The 17,705-nt window shown below is 72.5% G+C and carries 15 protein-coding genes; 11 read left to right on the forward strand and 4 right to left on the reverse strand.

Translation table 11 applies throughout. The features are described from left to right. Positions 1-1,136 precede the first annotated feature (1,136 nt). Genes ACXN5W_RS27530 through ACXN5W_RS27540 form a run of 3 tightly spaced genes read right to left on the reverse strand, consistent with a single transcriptional unit; the run spans position 1,137 to position 4,389 of the window. The gene (locus ACXN5W_RS27530) at positions 1,137-1,943 is read right to left on the reverse strand and encodes a MurR/RpiR family transcriptional regulator (protein ID WP_473161303.1); all 807 of its coding nucleotides are present in this window, start codon (positions 1,941-1,943) and stop codon (positions 1,137-1,139) included. Continuing rightward, on the reverse strand, positions 1,940-3,175 hold the full coding sequence (locus tag ACXN5W_RS27535; protein ID WP_473161304.1) for an allantoate amidohydrolase: 1,236 nt from the start codon (positions 3,173-3,175) through the stop codon (positions 1,940-1,942). The genes ACXN5W_RS27530 and ACXN5W_RS27535 overlap by 4 nt, the downstream gene beginning before the upstream one ends. After that, a complete protein-coding gene (locus ACXN5W_RS27540; protein WP_473161305.1) occupies positions 3,172-4,389 on the reverse strand; it encodes a pyridoxal-phosphate-dependent aminotransferase family protein in 1,218 nt (405 codons plus the stop codon). The genes ACXN5W_RS27535 and ACXN5W_RS27540 overlap by 4 nt, the downstream gene beginning before the upstream one ends. A 165-nt stretch (positions 4,390-4,554) precedes the next feature. On the opposite strand from ACXN5W_RS27540, the gene ACXN5W_RS27545 reads away from it, so the two are divergent. Genes ACXN5W_RS27545 through ACXN5W_RS27555 form a run of 3 tightly spaced genes read left to right on the forward strand, consistent with a single transcriptional unit; the run spans position 4,555 to position 7,896 of the window. Beyond that, positions 4,555-6,144 carry an AtzH-like domain-containing protein gene (locus ACXN5W_RS27545; protein WP_473161306.1) on the forward strand — a complete coding sequence of 530 codons (1,590 nt, stop codon included), beginning with the start codon at positions 4,555-4,557 and terminating at the stop codon, positions 6,142-6,144. Beyond that, positions 6,126-6,731 carry a nucleotidyltransferase family protein gene (locus ACXN5W_RS27550; protein WP_473161307.1) on the forward strand — a complete coding sequence of 202 codons (606 nt, stop codon included), beginning with the start codon at positions 6,126-6,128 and terminating at the stop codon, positions 6,729-6,731. The genes ACXN5W_RS27545 and ACXN5W_RS27550 overlap by 19 nt, the downstream gene beginning before the upstream one ends. A gap of 55 nt (positions 6,732-6,786) precedes the next feature. Then, on the forward strand, positions 6,787-7,896 hold the full coding sequence (locus ACXN5W_RS27555; RefSeq protein WP_473161308.1) for an XdhC family protein: 1,110 nt from the start codon (positions 6,787-6,789) through the stop codon (positions 7,894-7,896). 4 nt (positions 7,897-7,900) lie between these two features. On the opposite strand, the gene ACXN5W_RS27560 is transcribed toward ACXN5W_RS27555, so the two are convergent. Continuing rightward, complete coding sequence (locus ACXN5W_RS27560; RefSeq protein ID WP_473161309.1) at positions 7,901-9,502, reverse strand: PucR family transcriptional regulator; 1,602 nt, start codon at positions 9,500-9,502, stop codon at positions 7,901-7,903. A gap of 143 nt (positions 9,503-9,645) precedes the next feature. On the opposite strand from ACXN5W_RS27560, the gene uraD reads away from it, so the two are divergent. From uraD to allB, 8 genes are read left to right on the forward strand one after another with little or no spacing between them, the layout of a single operon-like run. Further along, positions 9,646-10,164 (forward strand): 2-oxo-4-hydroxy-4-carboxy-5-ureidoimidazoline decarboxylase, encoded by a 519-nt coding sequence (uraD, locus tag ACXN5W_RS27565; RefSeq protein WP_473161310.1) that lies wholly within the window; start codon positions 9,646-9,648, stop codon positions 10,162-10,164. Further along, the gene (gene uraH, locus ACXN5W_RS27570) at positions 10,161-10,502 is read left to right on the forward strand and encodes a hydroxyisourate hydrolase (RefSeq protein ID WP_473161311.1); all 342 of its coding nucleotides are present in this window, start codon (positions 10,161-10,163) and stop codon (positions 10,500-10,502) included. The genes uraD and uraH overlap by 4 nt, the downstream gene beginning before the upstream one ends. A gap of 2 nt (positions 10,503-10,504) precedes the next feature. Next, positions 10,505-11,347, forward strand: a complete 843-nt coding sequence (gene pucL / locus ACXN5W_RS27575; protein WP_473161312.1) for a factor-independent urate hydroxylase — start codon at positions 10,505-10,507, stop codon at positions 11,345-11,347. Then, on the forward strand, positions 11,347-12,207 hold the full coding sequence (locus tag ACXN5W_RS27580) for an FAD binding domain-containing protein (protein ID WP_473161313.1): 861 nt from the start codon (positions 11,347-11,349) through the stop codon (positions 12,205-12,207). The genes pucL and ACXN5W_RS27580 overlap by 1 nt, the downstream gene beginning before the upstream one ends. Beyond that, complete coding sequence (locus ACXN5W_RS27585; protein ID WP_473161314.1) at positions 12,204-12,704, forward strand: (2Fe-2S)-binding protein; 501 nt, start codon at positions 12,204-12,206, stop codon at positions 12,702-12,704. The genes ACXN5W_RS27580 and ACXN5W_RS27585 overlap by 4 nt, the downstream gene beginning before the upstream one ends. Continuing rightward, positions 12,701-14,056, forward strand: coding sequence for an 8-oxoguanine deaminase (locus ACXN5W_RS27590; protein WP_473161315.1), 1,356 nt, complete (start codon positions 12,701-12,703; stop codon positions 14,054-14,056). The genes ACXN5W_RS27585 and ACXN5W_RS27590 overlap by 4 nt, the downstream gene beginning before the upstream one ends. After that, complete coding sequence (pucD, locus tag ACXN5W_RS27595) at positions 14,053-16,368, forward strand: xanthine dehydrogenase subunit D (RefSeq protein ID WP_473161316.1); 2,316 nt, start codon at positions 14,053-14,055, stop codon at positions 16,366-16,368. The genes ACXN5W_RS27590 and pucD overlap by 4 nt, the downstream gene beginning before the upstream one ends. Next, positions 16,365-17,672: an allantoinase AllB gene (gene allB, locus ACXN5W_RS27600; RefSeq protein ID WP_473161317.1), complete on the forward strand. Its 1,308-nt coding sequence runs from the start codon at positions 16,365-16,367 to the stop codon at positions 17,670-17,672. The genes pucD and allB overlap by 4 nt, the downstream gene beginning before the upstream one ends. The last annotated feature ends 33 nt before the right edge of the window (positions 17,673-17,705 follow it).

Genomic DNA, 17,705 nt, shown 5'->3' on the forward strand with positions numbered 1-17,705 from the left:
CTGGCCCGTCAGACGACTCGCTGGAACAACTCCACCGAGCGGCAAGCCGCCCAACGCATCAACGCCGAACGACTTCTCACCACGTAGCTGCCCAGTTACCCGACAGTCTCTCAGCGGCGAAGATCCGATCCATGGCGACAGCGCCATCAAGGCGGCCCTGAATGGGCCGCACCGCGCGCCGCCGCCTGGGCGCGCGGCCTGCGCTCCGCTCCGGCCACGCAGAACGCCCGTCGACTGGCGCGGGAAGCGGAAGCCCAGCGGGCCGCCGAGGACGACAGAGTTCATGGCGGGTTGGTGGTGGTGGGCCGGGCGCCGCGCCAGGCCGGCGCGGCGTAGGGCAGCGCACGCCGGGTCCGGACACGCGCGACGAGCTGGTCACGGGCTACGGCGCCTCCGGCGGGGGCGCTCCGGCTCCAGGATGGCCGGGGCTGCGTCGGCGGGTTGCGGTTCGTGGGTGGTTGCGCGCAGCCATCCCGCCCACCGACGACCCGGGACGAGCCGAGCAGACCAAGCGTCAGCCAGGGTCAAGCTTGGAGTTGTCGCTCCAGTCCCGAATAAACGGTCCCGCCTTTCCGTATCGAACCGCCGTAGAAAGTCGGTCAACCTCAATGCCGTGCGATCGAAAGGCCCGTCGATCGCCCGCGTCCAGTTAGCTCCGATCCGGGGCCGTGGCGTCATGGCTCCGCAGAGTGACGATCTCGGTAGGCCCGAAGCGGTCAACGTGCCCGGTGCGTGTCCGACGTGGCGGTCAACATCGGTGATCAGCTGGGTGCCGATTAACTGTGGACGGGGTATTCCGTGGCGCTCTGCCAGCCAGCAAGGCCAGGGATGGTGGGGATCAACGCGATTTCCAAGCTGAGGGTGGCTACGTCAGCCCTTGGGCTTCCACCAGGCCGCGAGCAGCCCTACGACGGCGATGAGGAAGAGGCAGACAAATCCCGCACAGAGCACCAGGCCGAAGCGGGCGAAGGTCCCGAGTTCCACGGGGCCGACTGTAGGTGAACCGGCCCCGATCGGTGCCGCCAGGAGGCGTCCGGGGGGCTAAGTCTGACTGTTGGCCGGAGTGTGAAGGCCCTAGGTTGACCGGGATCCGGCTGGCCAAGCCGGATCTGGTGGCCGCGATCCGGGGACTGCGGTCACTCCACTTCCTCCAGGCGCCGATAGGCGCGGCTGATGCCGGAGATGCGACTGCGGGCGGGTGGGCCGATCGTCGACAGCACGCCGTCGGCGATGACGCTCACCAGGCTCATCACCGCCGAGTAGCTGTCGAAGGCCAGACCGGTCGAGATCGGGCAGTTGAGCCAGTAACCGGCGTGGGCGGCGTGTTCGCGGGCGGTGGGATCGGCGAGCAGCACCAGGTCGGCGCGGGTGGCTGCGGCCTCGGCCATGAAGGATCCGAACCCGGCCGGACGGCGGCGGAAACCCACGACCACGACGAGATCTCCGGCGGCGACGTCGGCGAGTTCCTCGCCGATGACCTGGCCGGGCAGCGGCGCCAGCCGCACGTCCGCTCGTGCGTGGGCGAGTTGCTGGCGAAGATGCATGGCGACCGGGTAGCTGTTGCGCCAGCCGATGACGGTGACCCTGCGCGCGGCGGCGAGGAGGTCGACCACGTCGGCGAGCGCAGGCTGCTGGAGCGCCTTGTGGATCGACTCGGCCTGTTGGACCGCGTAGCCGGTGAGACTGGGCGGCACCTGCACCCGGCGGGGCTCGCCGGCGGACCGCAGCGCGCGGAGGTGCTCTCGTACCTCGTCGAAGTCGGCGAAGCCCAGGCTGCGGAACAGCCGGCTCATGGTGGCCTTGGACACTCCGGCCAGGGCGGCGAGTTCAGCGGCCCGATAGGCCGTCAGATCGTCGAGGTGTTCGATCAGCGTGTCGGCGGCGCGGCGTTCCTGGGGCGGGAGGGCGTCATGGCACTGCGCGATCCGCTCCTCGATTCTCACGGTCGCATTCTTTCGCCGGCGACGGCCAACACCGCGTGCTCGAACGCGTCGAGGCCGCGAGCGACGTCGACTTCGCGCACGTTCTCCGACGGATGGTGGCTGATGCCGTCGTGGCACCGGACGAACAGCATGCCCACGTCGATGATCTGCCCGATCGCCATCGCGTCGTGACCGGCGGGGCTCCAAAGACCGAGCGCCTCGACGTCGCCCGTCGTCGCGATTCCGTTGGCAACCGCCGTCCGCAGCCAGGTCGCGCACGGTGTGGCCCCGGCCCGGTGTATCTCCAGCGCCTCGAACCGCAGGCCGCGAGCGGAGCAGATGTCCTGGATGCGGACCCGGATCGCGTCCCAGGCGGCGTCGCGGTCCTCGTCAGCGGCGGCCCGTAGGTCGAGGCTGAAGTCGGCGCGGCCGGGGACCACATTGACCGCACCGGGGGCGACCGCTATCCGACCCACGGTGGCAAGACAGCCGCGCGTGCGGGCGATGCGCTCCACGGCTGTGATCGCCTCGCTGGCGCCGACCAGGGCGTCCCGCCGGCGCGGGTACGGCGTACCCCCGGCGTGGCGTGCCTCGCCGAGGATGCTCAACGCGAAGCGCCGGGCTCCCGCGATCGTGGTGACGTAGCCGAGTGACCGGTCCGCCGCCTCCAGGTGGGGGCCCTGCTCGATGTGGGCCTCGAGATACCCCACCAAATCCTCCGGCGCGCGGGCGGCGTCGGCCACCCGCGTCGGGTCCAGCCCGAAGTCGGTGAAGGCGCGGTGGAGTGTGATGCCATCGCGGTCGCGCAGGTCCCACCAGGCGTCGTTCCACCGCCCGGCGACGGCGCGGCTTCCGAGTAGCGTCGTCCCGAACCGGGTGCCCTCCTCGTCACCGAAGCCGATCACTTCGAGGGCGAAGGGAAACCCGCTGGCCCGGTCGCCGAGCCGCTCGGCCACCGCGACGGCCATCAGGACGCCGAGCATCCCGTCGTAGCTGCCGGCGTCGGGCACGGTGTCGAGGTGGGACCCCAGGAGCAACGCCGGCAGGTCGGGTGTGCGGCCCTCGCGGCGTCCGCACTGATTGCCCGCCGCGTCCTGCCAGGTACGCAGTCCAGCCTGCGCCATCCACTGGGCCACGCGGCGGTTGGCCTGCGCGTGCTCGGGGGACAGGTAGACGCGTTCGAGCCCGTCCGGCCGGGCGGAGAAGCGGTTGAGTTCGGCGCAGCGGGCGAGGACGGTGGCTGCGTCGGTCATCCGGCGTACACCTCCTGGGCCGCGCCGACGCCCCCGCCGGCCGTGACTTCCACGTGGTGGGCGCGGAGCACCTGCTCGAGGGCGGCGAGGGTGAGCAGCACGGCATCCTTGCGAGCGTTGTGACCCATGGTGCCGATCCGCCAGACCCGGCCGTGGAGCGGGCCGAAGGAGGTGCCGATTTCGATGCCGTAGTCGTTGAGCAGGGCGGCCCGCACCGCGTCGCCGTCGACTCCGGCGGGGATCTCGACCGCGACCACATTGGACATCTTGTGGGTGACGTCGCCGAAGACGCCGAGTCCGAGACCGTGGACGCCGGCCAGCATTGCTGCTCCGTGCCGGCGATGTCGCTCGACGGCGTGGTCGATGCCCTCGGCGACCAGCAGTCGCGCGCACTCGCGGGCGCCGTAGAGCATGGTCGTGGCCTCGGTGTGGTGGTTGAGTCGCCGGCTTCCCCAGTAGTCCATGATCATGGCAAGGTCGAAGTAGTTCGAGGCGATCCGCGTCCCCCGGGCGGCGTCGTGGTGCTCCCTGATGCCCGCCTCCACGTGCTTTCGTGAGTTGATCACCTCGACGGCGCGCGGGGAGATGCTGATGGGTGCGCTGCCGGACGGGCCGCCCAGACACTTCTGTAGACCTGCCGTCGCGATGTCCAGGCCCCAGGCGTCCATCTCGAACGTGTTGCCACCGAGGGTGGCGGTCGCATCGCAGTAGAGCAGCACGTCGTTGTCCCGGCAGATCTGGCCGATGTCGGCGAGCGGCTGGCACATCGTGGTGCTCGTGTCGCCCTGCACGATCGCGAGCAGTTTGGGGGAGACCCTGCGTACGGCCTGCTCGACCAGGTTCGGCTCGAAAACCTGACCCCACGGAACCTCGATCGTGTGCACCTCGGCGCGACACCGTCCGGCGATCTCGGCCAGCAGCTGCCCGAAGCGGCCGAAGATCGGCACCAGCACCCGGTCACCGGGCTCGATCAGCGAGACCAGTGCGGCCTCGATGCCGGCACGGGAGGTGCCGTCAACGAGGAACGTCTGCTCGTTGGTGGTGCGGAAGACCTCACGGTAGAGCGCCATCGTCTCGGTCATGTACGTCGTCATCGTGGGATCGAACTGCCCGACGAGCTGGGCCGACATCGCGATGAGGACCCGCGGGTCGGCGGTGATCGGACCGGGACCCATCAGGAGCCGGGGGGGTGGGTTGATCGGCTCAGTATGCATGGCCTGGTGCTGACCCCTTCCCGTGCAGGCGGAGTACTGACCCAGCGTATGAAACGGCTGTTTCAAGCGCGTTTCCGTGCCCTGGCAGCGAATCTCGGCCTTGCGGCTCGCCGGCAGGTGGTAGCGGAACACGATTGAAACACGGGTTCCGTAGGATCCCGAGACGTGGGCATCCACGACGAACCCGGTGCGCTCGGTGACAGGGCCGGGCAGGTGGCCGTCGCGGTTCATGCTCTCGCGGCCCTGCCCGATGGCCTGCTGGACGCGTTCTGGGCGTACGAGAGCGCATTGACCGACAACGACCTCGACGCCCTCGACCGGCTCTTCGCACCGGGGCCGAACACGCTGCGCGGCGACGCGAACGGGCTGCTGGTCGGTCACCACCGGATCAGCGCCTTCCGCCACGCGCGCGGGGGCGGACCGCGACGGCGGATTGTGGAGGTCCACGTACAGCTGATCGACCTAGGTCATGCCCTGGTCGTCGCCGTCCCGGAGTTCGCCGACGGCGGCCGGGGCGTGCAGACCCAGTTGTGGCAGCGTACGCCGGCCGGTTGGGCGGTGATCGCCGCCCACGTCGCCCAGCCGGCGCCGGCGCTGGACACCCGGATCTGGCGGGTCGTGGGTGATCCGCTCATCCCCGCGACGACAGCAGGACCACTCTCCGGCCATTCGGTGGCGGTGAAGGATCTGTACGCGGTGGCCGGTCACCGCATCGGCGCGGGCAACCCGGCCTTTCTAGCCGCGGCACCGGTCCAGCCCCGGCACGCGGCGGCCGTCGAGGCGCTGCTGGCCGCCGGGGCGGACCTGCGGGGGATCGCGCGCACTGACGAGTTCGCCTACAGCCTCGCCGGCACCAACGCGCACACCGGCACGCCACCGAACCCGAAGGCCCCGCACCGCATCTCGGGCGGATCGACGTCCGGGTCGGCCAGCGCCGTCTCGCTGGGCCACGCCACCATCGGCCTCGGCACCGACACGGGCGGCTCCGTTCGGGTACCCGCGGCGTATCAGGGCCTGTTCGGCTTCCGGCCCACCCACGGCAGCGTGTCGACCGCCGGCCTGCTGCCGTTGGCGCCCTCATTCGACACGGTCGGCTGGCTGACCCGTGACGCGCTCCTGCTGGCCAGAGTCGGCGACGTGCTGCTGCCGGACTCACCCGTCCGTCCCTTCGGCGAGGTCGTCGTCGTGCCGGAGCTGCTCGCCCTCGCCCAGCCCGATGTCGCCGAGGCGGTCGAGACAAGCGTCGGGGGATGGGCCGTACGCGAGAGTTGGGATCTGCCCGATCTGCCCGCCTGGCTTACGGCGTTCCAGACTCTCCAGGCCCGGGAGGCCTGGCAGGCCCACGGCGGCTGGTTGGCGACCAGGCTCCACACGCTCGGCCCGGACGTGCGTGGCCGTTTCGAGGCGGCGTCCGAGGTCGGTGACGACGACGCCGCCCAGGCGGCCGATCAGGTCGCCGCCGCGCGCCTTCGGATCCGTGAGCTGGTCGGCGACCGGCTGCTCGTGCTTCCTTCGGCTTCCTCCGTGGCGCCGCCCCTCGGGCAGGTGCCGCCGGAGGTTCGCCAGGCCACCATGCGGTTGACCTGTCTCGCCGGCATCGGCGGCCTGCCCGCGGTCAGCATTCCGACGACCACCGCCGACGGCCTTCCGTGCGGCGTCTGCCTGGTCGCCTCCCCCGGTCGGGACCGGGACCTGCTGCACCTCACCGCCGAACTCCCAACCGTCGGGACGCGGCCGTGGATGCGCGACGGGTAGCGGTGCCGGTGGCCGGTCTGGTGCTCGCCGCCGGTGCGGGCCGGCGTTACGGGCGTCCCAAGGCCCTGGTGAGTCTCGACGGTCGGCTGCTCGTGGAGAGCGCGGTCGCCACCGCCCGTGCCGGCGGCTGCCGGCCGCTGGTGACGGTGCTCGGGGCCGAGGCCGCGGCGGTCCGGGACCGCGCCGATCTCACCGACACCATTGTGATCGACAATCGCGAATGGGCGACCGGAATGGGTTCGTCGCTGCGCGCGGGCCTCGCCGCCCTGCAGCCGACCGAGGCCGTCGCCGTCGTCGTACTCCTGGTCGACATGCCCGGCGTCACCCCCGAGGCGGTACGCAGGCTCGCCGAACTCGCCACCCCGGATTCGCTCGCGATGGCCGGCTACGGCGCTGGTCGCGGCCATCCGGTCCTGCTCGGCCGGGCACACTGGGCGGGCGTGGCCACCCTCGCCGTCGGCGACGTGGGCGCTCGGCCGTACCTGCGGACGCGGGCGACGGAGCTGCGGATCGTGCCCTGCGGCGACATCGCCGCCGGAGGTGACCTCGATACCGCGTCCGACGCGGTCAGCGGCCCGGCGGGGTAGCGGGTGACCGGTCGCCGCTGTGGCAGCCCATGGCCGACCCGAAACGGGAGGTCGCATGCGTGACGTACTCGACGATCTGCTGCGCTGGTGGCGGGCCGGTGAGCCGGTCGGCCTCGCGACGGTCATCGCCACCTGGCACAGTGCCCCGCGCCCGCCCGGTGCGACGATGCTGGTCGCCCCGGACGACACGGTCGTGGGCAGTGTCTCGGGCGGTTGCGTCGAGGCGGCCGTCTACGACCTGTGCCGCGAGGTGATGGCCTCCGGAGTGCCGCGGACGCAGCGCTACGCGGTGAGCGACGGCGACGCCTTCGCCGTGGGCCTGACCTGCGGCGGCATCATCGACATCTTCGTGGAACGGGTCGACCGGAGCACGTTCCCGGAACTGGCCGACGTCGCCGCCGCGATCGTCGGTCGGACGCCGGTCGGCGTGCTCACCTGCGTTGACGGGCCAGCGGAACGAATCGGTCGACACCTGGTGGTCTGGCCCGACGCTCGGCGCGGCTCGCTCGGCTCCGACCGGCTCGACGAGGCCGCCGCCGACGACGGGCGCGGGCTGCTCGGGGCCGGAAGCATCGGTCTGTTGCACTACGGCCCGGACGGGCAGCGGCGCGGTGACGGGCTGACCCTCCTGTTCAACGCCTACGGCCCGCCCGCCCGGATGATCGTCTTCGGGGCCATCGACTTCGCCGCCGCGGTCGCGCGGGTCGGCGCCTTCCTCGGTTACCGGGTCACCGTCTGCGACGCACGCGGCGTCTTCGCCACCCGGCAACGGTTTCCCGACGCCGACGAGGTGGTGGTCGACTGGCCGCACCGCTACCTGGCCGCGCAGGCACGCGCCGGGCAGATCGACGACCGGACGGTGGTCTGCGTCCTCACCCACGACCCCAAGTTCGACGTGCCCGTCCTACAGGTGGCCCTCGACCTGCCGCTCGCGTACGTCGGCGCGATGGGCTCCCGGCGCACCCACGCCGACCGGCTGGCCCGGCTGCGCGAGGCCGGGGTGCCCGGGGCCGCGCTGGCCCGGCTCTCCTCGCCAATCGGGCTCGACCTTGGCGCCCGCACCCCCGAGGAAACCGCGATCAGCATCGCCGCGGAGATCGTCGCCACCCGCTGGGGCGGTAGCGGTGCGCGACTGTCCGGAATCGAGGGTCGGATCCACCGCTGAGGTGTCACCGTCCGAACGGTAGGTCACCGTTCGACGGCAGACGCAGGGCGAGGAAGAAGTCGACCCGGTCCTCGAAACGGGACAGGTCACGACCGGTGAGCCGCTCGATGCGGCTGATCCGGTAGCGCAGCGTGTTGACGTGTACGTGCAGCAGGGCGGCGCACCGGCTCCACGATCCCGCCGCGGCCAGGAACGCGTCCAGCGTCCGGAGCAGGTCGGCATGGTGCGCCCGGTCGTACTCGATCAGCGGGCTGAGCAGCCGGTCCCGGAACGCCCGCCGCGTGTCGGCGGGCACCCCGGCCAGCAGCAGCAGATGCGAGGCCAGTTCACCGGCGCAGACCACGGTGGCCCGCTCGGCGCGGGCGAGGGCGGTACGCAGCGCGTGCCGGGCCTGCGCGACCGCGCCGGTCAGTGCCTCCGCGCCGGTGACCGGCGCGCTGACCCCGACGGCGAGCCGGCCGGTGCCGAGCCCGCGGGACAGCACGGCCACCGAGGTGCCGATCGTGTCAAGGACAGCGGCCGCCCGCTCGGGCGCGACGGCCAGCACGGCGAGCACCGCGTCGGGTACGGCGTCGCCGGTCACCGCCGCCGGCTCCCCGGCCGGTCGGACGATCTCGTCGCAGACCGCGACCGCGAGTTCCGGTGGCGTGCTCAGCCCGGTGAGGCTGGTGGCCACGGCCAGGAACGTCGCGTCCGGCGCCAGCCCGCAGGCCAGCAGCCGGCCCCGCACGTCGGCTGGTCCACCCCGGCCGGCGAGCGCCGCCCCCAGCTGGTCGGCGAGGCGTCGCTCGATCCGGACCGCCTCGTCGACCTGTGCGCGTTCCATCGCGACCAGGCTGATCAGTTCGGCGGCGACGTCGGGCAGGACCGGCGGGACGGTGCGATCGACGGTTCCCGGGGACGCGGCGGTGCCGTCGGTGTAGGCGAGCAGCCAGGAGGCGAGTCGGTGCGCGGGTCGACCGGGCACGCCAACCATCTCCAGCCGGCGGCCGTCCACAGTCACCCGTGCCGGCAGCCGCCCGGCGGCGAGGAACGCCGTCGCCAGGTCGGCGGGCGCTCCCGCGGGCAGCGCCGTGGTGGCCGCGACGAGCCGCCCGGTCGGCGCCAGCACCCAGCAGTCCACCCCCAGGCCGGCCGCGACCGGCGCAAGCAGGTCGGCCAACCGAGCACCGCCGGCTATCGCCGCGACCAGGCCACGGTGCCGGCCCAGTACGTCGGCCAGCCCGGTGAACCGACGCGCCCACAGCGACGGGGTGACCTCGTCGATGACCTCACGGAACGAGATCTCGACCGGCACCTCGAACAGCGGCATGTGGTGCCGCCGGCACGCCTCCACCAGGTCCTCGGGGACCGAGCCGAGCGCGGCGTCGCCCGCGCCGATCGCGGCCACCTCGGCCGCGGCGCACGCCGCGACGAACGCCTCCGAGTCGGCCGGCTCGCGCCGCCACATCAACCCGGTCAGCACCATCTCCCCGCCCGACAGGTAGCGCCGCGGATCGGGCAGGTCGGTCACGTAGACCCGGCTGACCGGGCGCTCCAGATCGTCGGCCCCGACGAGCAACGTCAGCCGCAGCCGCGGCTGGTCCAGTGCCTCGCGCAGCAGCATCGACGTCCCTTTCGTCCTCGCTGGTCACTGCTTGTTTGGAGGAACCTACGAAGAACCTAGGGCGGGCATGTTTCAGGTTTGGTCGTCCCGTCCGTTCTTCGCACGGCGGCTGATTGCTGTACTTCTCCACAACGCGAGAAAAGGTGATTCCCATCGACGTAGTCAGCGAGGCGGTTGCCGGCTTCAACGCCCGTCCGGCAGCGGATGCGCTGCGCGACGTACTCGCCTGCTGCGCGGTGTCGGCGTGGGCGCGGGGACTGGTCGCCGGACGGCCCTATCCGGATCTCGACGCCCTGCTGGCGGCGGCCGACACCGGCCTGCGGCGGCTGACCTGGACCGAGGTCGCGCAGGCGCTCGCGGCCCATCCACGCATCGGCGAGCGCCCTGCCGGCTCCGACCGCGAGTCGGTGTGGTCGCGTCGCGAACAGGCCGGTGTCGCCGACGCCGACGCCGGGACCCGGGCCGCCCTCGCCGAGGCGAACCGCGAGTACGAACAGCGCTTCGGGCACCTCTACCTCATCTGCGCCAGCGGACTCGGCCAGGACGAACTGCTCGCCGCGGCCCGAGCGCGGTTGGGCAACGACGAGGAGACCGAGCGCGACGTGGTGCGGGAAGAGCTGCGCAGGATCGCCCTGCTCCGGCTGAAGGGGCTGCTGGCATGACACCCCGATTCGCCGGGATCTCCACCCACGTTCTCGACACCGCGTGCGGCGCACCCGCGCGGGACGTCCGGGTGCGACTTGACCGGCGCGACGGCGGTGCCTGGACATCGGTCGTCGAGGCGCGCACCGATGGCGACGGGCGGTTGCGGGACTGGGTGCCGGCGGGCGAGTGGCGGGCCGGCGGCTACCGGCTGGTGTTCTTCGTCGAGACGTACCTCGGCGGGGCCGCGTTCTTTCCGGAGATCACGGTGGCCTTCCACATCCGCGACCCGGACCGGCACCACCACGTGCCGCTGCTGCTCAGCAACTACGGCTACACCACCTACCTGGGGAGTTAAGCGTGTCGATCGTGCTCGGGCCCAACCAGTACGGCAAGGCCGAGGTCCGTCTGGTGCGGGTGGACCGCGGCGGACCGCAGCACGAACTGCGTGATCTCACCGTCTCGGTGACACTCGCCGGTGACCTCGCCGCCACCCACCTGACCGGCGACAACAGTCAGGTTCTGCCGACCGACTCGCAGAAGAACACGGTGTACGCCTTCGCCCGGCAGTACGGGGTCGACCAGATCGAGGACTTCGGGCTGCTGCTCGCCCGGCACTTCGTCTCCGCGCAGGCCGCGATCACGTCGGCCCGGGTCGACCTGTCCGAGCACGCCTGGCAGCGGCTCGGTCCGCACTCCTTCCAACGGACCGGCGCCGAGACGCGTACCAGCACCGTGACCCGCACCGACTCGGCGACGGTGGTGGAGTCCGGCGTGACCGGGCTGGTGCTGCTCAACTCGACCGACTCGGAGTTCACCGGGTACGTGAAGGACCGGTACACCACGCTGCCGGAGACGAAGGACCGCATCCTCGCCACGGAGGTGAACGCCCGCTGGCGGCACACCGACGTCGACGGTGACTGGGCCGGGTCGTACGCCGGGGTGCGGGCCGCGCTCGTCGCGGCGTTCGTCGAGACGTACAGCCTGTCGCTGCAGCAGACCCTGTACGCGATGGGCCGCCGGGTGCTCGAGGAGCGGCCGGAGATCGCCGAAGTGCACCTGGCGCTGCCCAACAGGCACCACCTGCTCGTCGACCTCGCGCCCTTCGAGCTGGACAATCCGGGCGAGGTGTTCGTCGCGACGGACCGGCCGTACGGGCTGATCGAGGGGACGCTCCGGCGGGTTCAGCAGGGGCCGTCGTAATGGAGTTCCTGTCGCCGGCCAGCTGGGCCGAGGCGCTCGCCGCGAGGGCCACGTACCCCGACGCGGTGCCGATCGCCGGCGGCACCGACGTCATGGTCGAGCTCAACTTCGACCGTCGCCGGCCGCCCGCCCTGCTGGATCTCACCCGGGTCGGCGAGTTCGCCGAGTGGGGGACCGAGGACGGCCTGCTGCGCGTCGGCGCCGGGGTGACCTACCGGCGGATCATCGCGGAACTCGGTGACCGGATGCCGGGCCTGGCGATGGCCGCCCGGACCGTGGGGTCGCCGCAGATCCGTAACCGGGGCACGGTCGGCGGGAACCTGGGCTCGGGGTCGCCCGCCGGCGACGCCCATCCGCCGCTGCTGGCGGCCGGCGCTCTGGTGGAGCTGGCCTCGGTGCGCGGTGTCCGCCGACTGCCGGTGGCGGAGTTCTTCACCGGGCCGAGGCGCAGCGTACGGGCACCGGACGAGCTGATCGCGGCGTTCCTGCTGCCGATGGACCGGGGGCTGCACCAGTTCGCGAAGGTCGGCACCCGCAACGCGATGGTGATCGCGGTGTGTTCGTTCGCGCTCACGCTGCGTCCGGATGTCGGTGAGGTCGGTACCGGGATCGGTTCGGCCGGCCCGACTCCGCTGCGTGCGCGGGACGCCGAGCGGTTTCTCGCCGACGAGTTGCCGTGGCGGACGGGCGGGGCGCTGCCCGACGCCCTCACCCGCCGCTTCGGCGAACTGGTCGCCGCGGCCGCCGCCCCGATCGACGACGTACGCGGCAGCGCCGCCTACCGGCGGCACGCGCTGTCCGTGTTGGCCCGCCGCACCCTGGGCTGGGCGTGGGAGAAGTACCGGGAGGAGAGCCGATGAGGGTCAGTTGCCGGGTCAACGGCGAGCAGCGGGAGGCCGACGGCGTGTGGCCGGGAGAGAGCCTGCTCCACCTGCTGCGGGAGCGGCTCGGGCTGCCCGGCGCGAAGAACGCCTGTGAGCAGGGGGAGTGCGGCTCGTGCACGGTCTACCTCGATGGGCTGCCGGTCTGCGCCTGCCTGGTGGCGGCCGGCCAGGCCCAGGGCCGCGACGTGGTGGCCGTGGAGGGGCTGTCCGGCCCGGACGGAACGCTGGACCGGGTGCAGCGCGCCTTCCTCGACGCCGGCGCCGTCCAGTGCGGATTCTGTACCCCGGGCCTGATCGTCGCGGTGCACGACCTGTTGGCCCGCGTGCCGGCCCCGGCCGATCCCCAGATTCGTGAGGCGCTGGCCGGCAACCTGTGCCGGTGCACGGGCTACGAGAAGATCATGGTGGCCGTACGGCTGGCCGCCGCGATGCCGACCAGCACGCCGGCTGACGTCCCAGGCGGTCCGAGATGATCATCATCGAGGGCTGCGCGATCGCCACGGTCGACGCCGACGGCACCGAATACGCCGACGGGCACGTGGTGGTCGACGACGGACGGATCGTGGCGGTCGGGCCGGGCCCCGCCGCACCCTACGGCGAGGCGGCCCGGCGGGTGGACGGCACCGGCAGCCTCGCCACCCCCGGCCTGGTCAACACCCATCACCATCTCTACCAGTGGGCCACCCGGGGGCTGGCCCAGCAGGAGAATCTCTTCGGCTGGCTGACCGAGCTCTACCCGATCTGGGCCGGCCTGGACGCGGACCTGGTCGCCGCGACAACCGGCGCCGGTCTCGGCTGGCTGGCGCTGTCCGGCTGCACCACCAGCACCGACCACCACTACGTCCACCCGGCCGGCGGCGGGGATCTGATGGCCGCCCAGGTCGAGGCGGCCCGCGAGGTGGGCCTCCGCTTCCACCCGTGCCGCGGCTCGATGGACCTCGGCCGGTCCCAGGGCGGCCTGCCCCCGGATCACGTCGTCGAGGAGACCGACGCCGCGCTGGCCGGCACCGAGGAGGCGATCGACCGCTTCCACGACCCCGCCGCCGACGCGATGGTCCGGGTGGCTGTCGCACCCTGCTCACCGTTCTCGGTCACCGCCAAACTCATGATCGAGGCCGCCGGTCTGGCCCGCCGCAAGGGCGTACGGCTGCACACCCACCTCGCCGAGACCGTCGAGGAGGAGACGTACTGCCGGCGCGTCCACGGCTGCACCCCGGCCGAGTACGCCGAGCGCCTGGGCTGGCTGGGCGACGACGTCTGGCTGGCGCACGCCGTACACCTCGACGACGCCGCGGTGACCCGACTCGCCGCCACCGGCACCGGTGTCGCGCACTGCCCCAGCTCGAACGCCCGGCTCGGCGCGGGCATCGCCCGGGTCCGTGACCTGCTCGACGCCGGCGTTCCGGTCGGTCTCGGCGTGGACGGCCCGGCGTCGCAGGAGGCCAACCACCTCGGCGCCGAGCTGCGTCAGGCGCTCTACGCGGCCCGGCTGCGCGGCGGCCCGGCCGCGCTCACCGCCCGCGAGGCGCTCACCCTGGCCACCGTCGGCGGCGCCCGCTGCCTCGGGCGCGTCGACGAACTGGGCTCGCTCGAGGTCGGCAAGCTCGCCGACGTCGCCCTCTGGCGTCTCGACTCACTCGGCCACGCGGGCATCGACGACCCGGTCGCCGCGCTCGTGTTCGGCCCGCCGGCGCCGCTGGAACTGCTGCTCGTCGGCGGCCGGCCCGTGGTTGAACACGGCGAGCTACGCACGGTCGACGAGCGCGAGCTGGCGCGGCGGGCCCTGCGGACGCAGCGCACCCTGATCCGAAAGGCAGACCGGTGACCGTATCGGCGACGAGGACCAGCAGCGCGGTGACCGGCGGCATCGGGGACAGCCCGGTACGGCCCGACGGCACGCTGAAGGTCAGGGGAGAGTTCGCCTTCTCCTCGGACCTGTGGGCCGATGACATGCTGTGGGGCGTGACGCTGCGCAGCCCGCACCCCCGCGCGGTGGTCAGGAACATCAACCTGAGCGCGGCGCTGGCGCTGCCCGGGGTGCGCGCGGCGCTCACCGCCGCCGACGTGCCGGGGGAGAAGTACTACGGCCTCGATCTCGCCGATCAGCCGGTGCTGGCCGTCGACGAGGTGCGCTACCAGGGCCAGCCCGTCGCCATCGTCGCGGCCGACCATCCGGAGATCGCCCGTCGCGCGGCCGCCCTGATCGTCGTGGACTACGAGGTGCTCGCCCCGGTCACCGACGCCGACGCCGCTCTGTCCGCCGGCGACATGTTCCGCCACGTGCCGGTACGGCGCGGTGCCGCGAACGCCACCGCCGACGTGGTGGTCACGGGCGTCTACCAGGTCGGAATGCAGGACCAGGCCTTCCTCGGACCGGAGTCCGGGCTCGCCGTGCCGGCCGAGGACGGCGGCGTGGACCTCTACGTCGCCACCCAGTGGCTGCACGTCGACCAGCGACAGGTGGCCGCCTGTCTCGGTCTGCCGGTCGACAGGACGCGCCTGCACCTCGCCGGCGTCGGCGGTGCGTTCGGCGCCCGGGAGGACCTGTCGATGCAGGTCCACGCCTGCCTCCTGGCGCTGCGCACCGGGCGGCCGATCAAGATGGTGTACGGGCGCGAGGAGTCCTTCCTCGGCCATGTGCACCGGCATCCGGCCACGATGCGCTACGAGCACGGCGCGACCCGCGACGGACGGCTGGTCTACGTCAAGGCACACATCATCCTCGACGGTGGGGCGTACGCCTCCACCACTCCGGCGGTGGTGGCCAACGCGGCCACGCTGGGCGTGGGCCCGTACGAGGTGCCCAATGTGGTGATGGACGCCTACGGGGTGCGGACCAACAACCCACCCTGCGGCGCCATGCGCGGCTTCGGCGCGGTCCAGGCATGCTTCGGCTACGAGTCGCAGATGGACAAGCTCGCCGCCGCGCTCGGGCTCGATCCCGTCGAGATCCGCCGACGCAACGCGATGACCACCGGCTCGGTCATGCCCACCGGGCAGGTGGTCGACGGACCGGCTCCGGTCGCGCGCCTGCTGGAACTCGTCCGCGACCGGCCGGCCCCGCCGCCGTCGAGCGGCGATCAACGGGAGTGGCCCGGCGGGGTCGCCGGCACCACCCACGGCGAGTCGGTGACGCGGGGAGTCGGATACGCGATCGGCATCAAGAACGTCTGCTTCTCGGAGGGATTCGACGACTACGCCACCGCGCGGGTGCGGCTGGAGGCGGTCGGCGGCGAACCGGTGGCGCTGGTGCACACCGCCGCCGCCGAGGTGGGCCAGGGAGTGGTGACCGTTCAGGCGCAGATCGCGCGCACCGAACTGGGAATCGAGCGGGTCACCGTCGCCGCCGCCGACACCACGGTCGGCAGCGCCGGGTCGTCGTCGGCGTCGCGGCAGACGTACATGACCGGGGGTGCCGTCCAGGCTGCCTGCCAGGCCGTACGCGATCGGGTGCTGGCCCGGGTGGCGGCGGGTTCGGAGGGCGGTCTGCGGCTGGCTGGTGGCAAGGTCGTCGCTGCCGGCGGCGTCGTCGTCGCGGACCTGGTCGACGTGCTCGGCGACGTGCCGGTCGAGGAGACCGTGCAGTGGCACCACCGTCCCACCCATCCGCTCGATCCACGCACCGGACAGGGCGACGCGCACGTCCAGTACGCCTTCGCCGCGCACCGGGCGACCGTGGACGTGGACACCGAACTGGGCCTGGTGCGGGTGGTGGAGATCGCCACCGCCCAGGACGTCGGTAAGGCGGTCAATCCGCAGGCCGTTGTCGGGCAGATCCACGGCGGCACGGCACAGGGGCTCGGGCTGGCGCTCATGGAGGAACTTCAGATGACCGACGGGCTGGTCCGCAACCCGTCCTTCACCGACTATCTGATCCCCACGATCCTCGACGTGCCGCCCATGTCCGTCGAGGTGCTCGAACTGGGCGACCCGCACGCGCCGTACGGCCTGCGAGGGGTCGGGGAGCCGCCGACCATATCGTCGACCCCGGCGGTGGTCGCCGCGATCCGGGCCGCCACCGGGCTGCCACTGTCCCGAGTGCCGGTGCGCCCCGAACACCTCACCGGAGCGCTCCTCGCCACCGCGCCCGATCCCGACGAGGCCGATCACCGTCGTTCCGAGCTGGAGGTACCGTGAGCTTTGACCTGGTGCTGCGGTCGCGGCGAGTGGTCACGCCGGCGGGCGAACGGGCCGCGGCGGTCTGCGTGCGCGGCGGGCGGATCGCGGCGATCCACGACTACCACGCGGTTGACGGCCAGGACCTCGGCGCCCTGGCGCTGCTGCCCGGCCTGGTCGACACCCATGTGCACGTCAACGAACCCGGCCGTACCGAATGGGAGGGCTTCAGCAGCGCCACGCAGGCCGCCCTGGCCGGCGGAGTCACCACCATCGTCGACATGCCGCTCAACTCGCTGCCCCCGACCGTCAACGTGGCGGCGCTGCGGGTGAAGCGGCGGGCCGCGGCGGGCCAGTGCCACGTCGACGTCGGATTCTGGGGCGGCGCGGTGCCGGACAATCTCGCCGACCTGGCTGATCTGCACGCGGCAGGGGTGTTCGGCTTCAAGGCGTTCCTGATCGACTCGGGGGTGCCGGAGTTCCCCCCGCTCGATCCGGCCGGCCTGCGGAAGGCCCTCGGAGCGGTCGACACGACGTTCCTCATCCACGCCGAGGAGCCAGCCGAGATCACTGCCGCCCCGAGCTCCGCCCGGTACGCCGACTTCCTGGCCTCCCGTCCCGCAACCGCCGAGCAACGCGCGGTCGCCCACGTGCTCGACGCCGCCCGCGCGACCGGCGCCCGGGTCCACATCCTGCACCTGTCCGCCGCCGAGACCCTGCCGCTGATCGCCCAGGCCCGCCGGGACGGGGTCCGGGTGACCGTGGAGACCTGCCCGCACTATCTGACCCTGACCGCCGAGGAGGTGCCGGAGGGGGCGACGCAGTTCAAGTGCTGTCCGCCGATCCGGGGGCGGCACAACCGGGACGCCCTCTGGGCGGGGCTGGCCAGCGGGGCCATCGACTGTGTCGTCTCCGATCATTCGCCCTGCACCCCGGAGCTCAAGCGGCCCGATGTCGGCGACTTCGCCGCGGCCTGGGGCGGCATCGCGTCGCTGCAGCTGGGCCTGCCGGTGGTGTGGACCGAGGCCCGCCGGCGCGGCCATGACCTGGCCGAACTGGTGCGGTGGATGGCCCAGCGCCCTGCCGAGATGGCCGGTCTGACCGGCAGTGGCCGCATCGAGGTCGGCGCCGACGCCCACCTCGTGGCCTTCGACCCGGATGCCAGTTTCACCGTCGAGCCGGCGCAACTGCGCCACCGGCACCCGGTGACGCCGTACGCCGGCCGGACCCTGACCGGCGTGGTCCGCGGCACCTGGCTGGGCGGGCATCCGGTCACGCCGGAGGGGCCACCGCGCGGTCGGCTGCTGACTCGAACGGACGGGTGACCGTGATCGCGCGTGACGTCCCGCTGGGTGGCT

The organism is Plantactinospora sp. A48, from assembly GCF_055793945.1.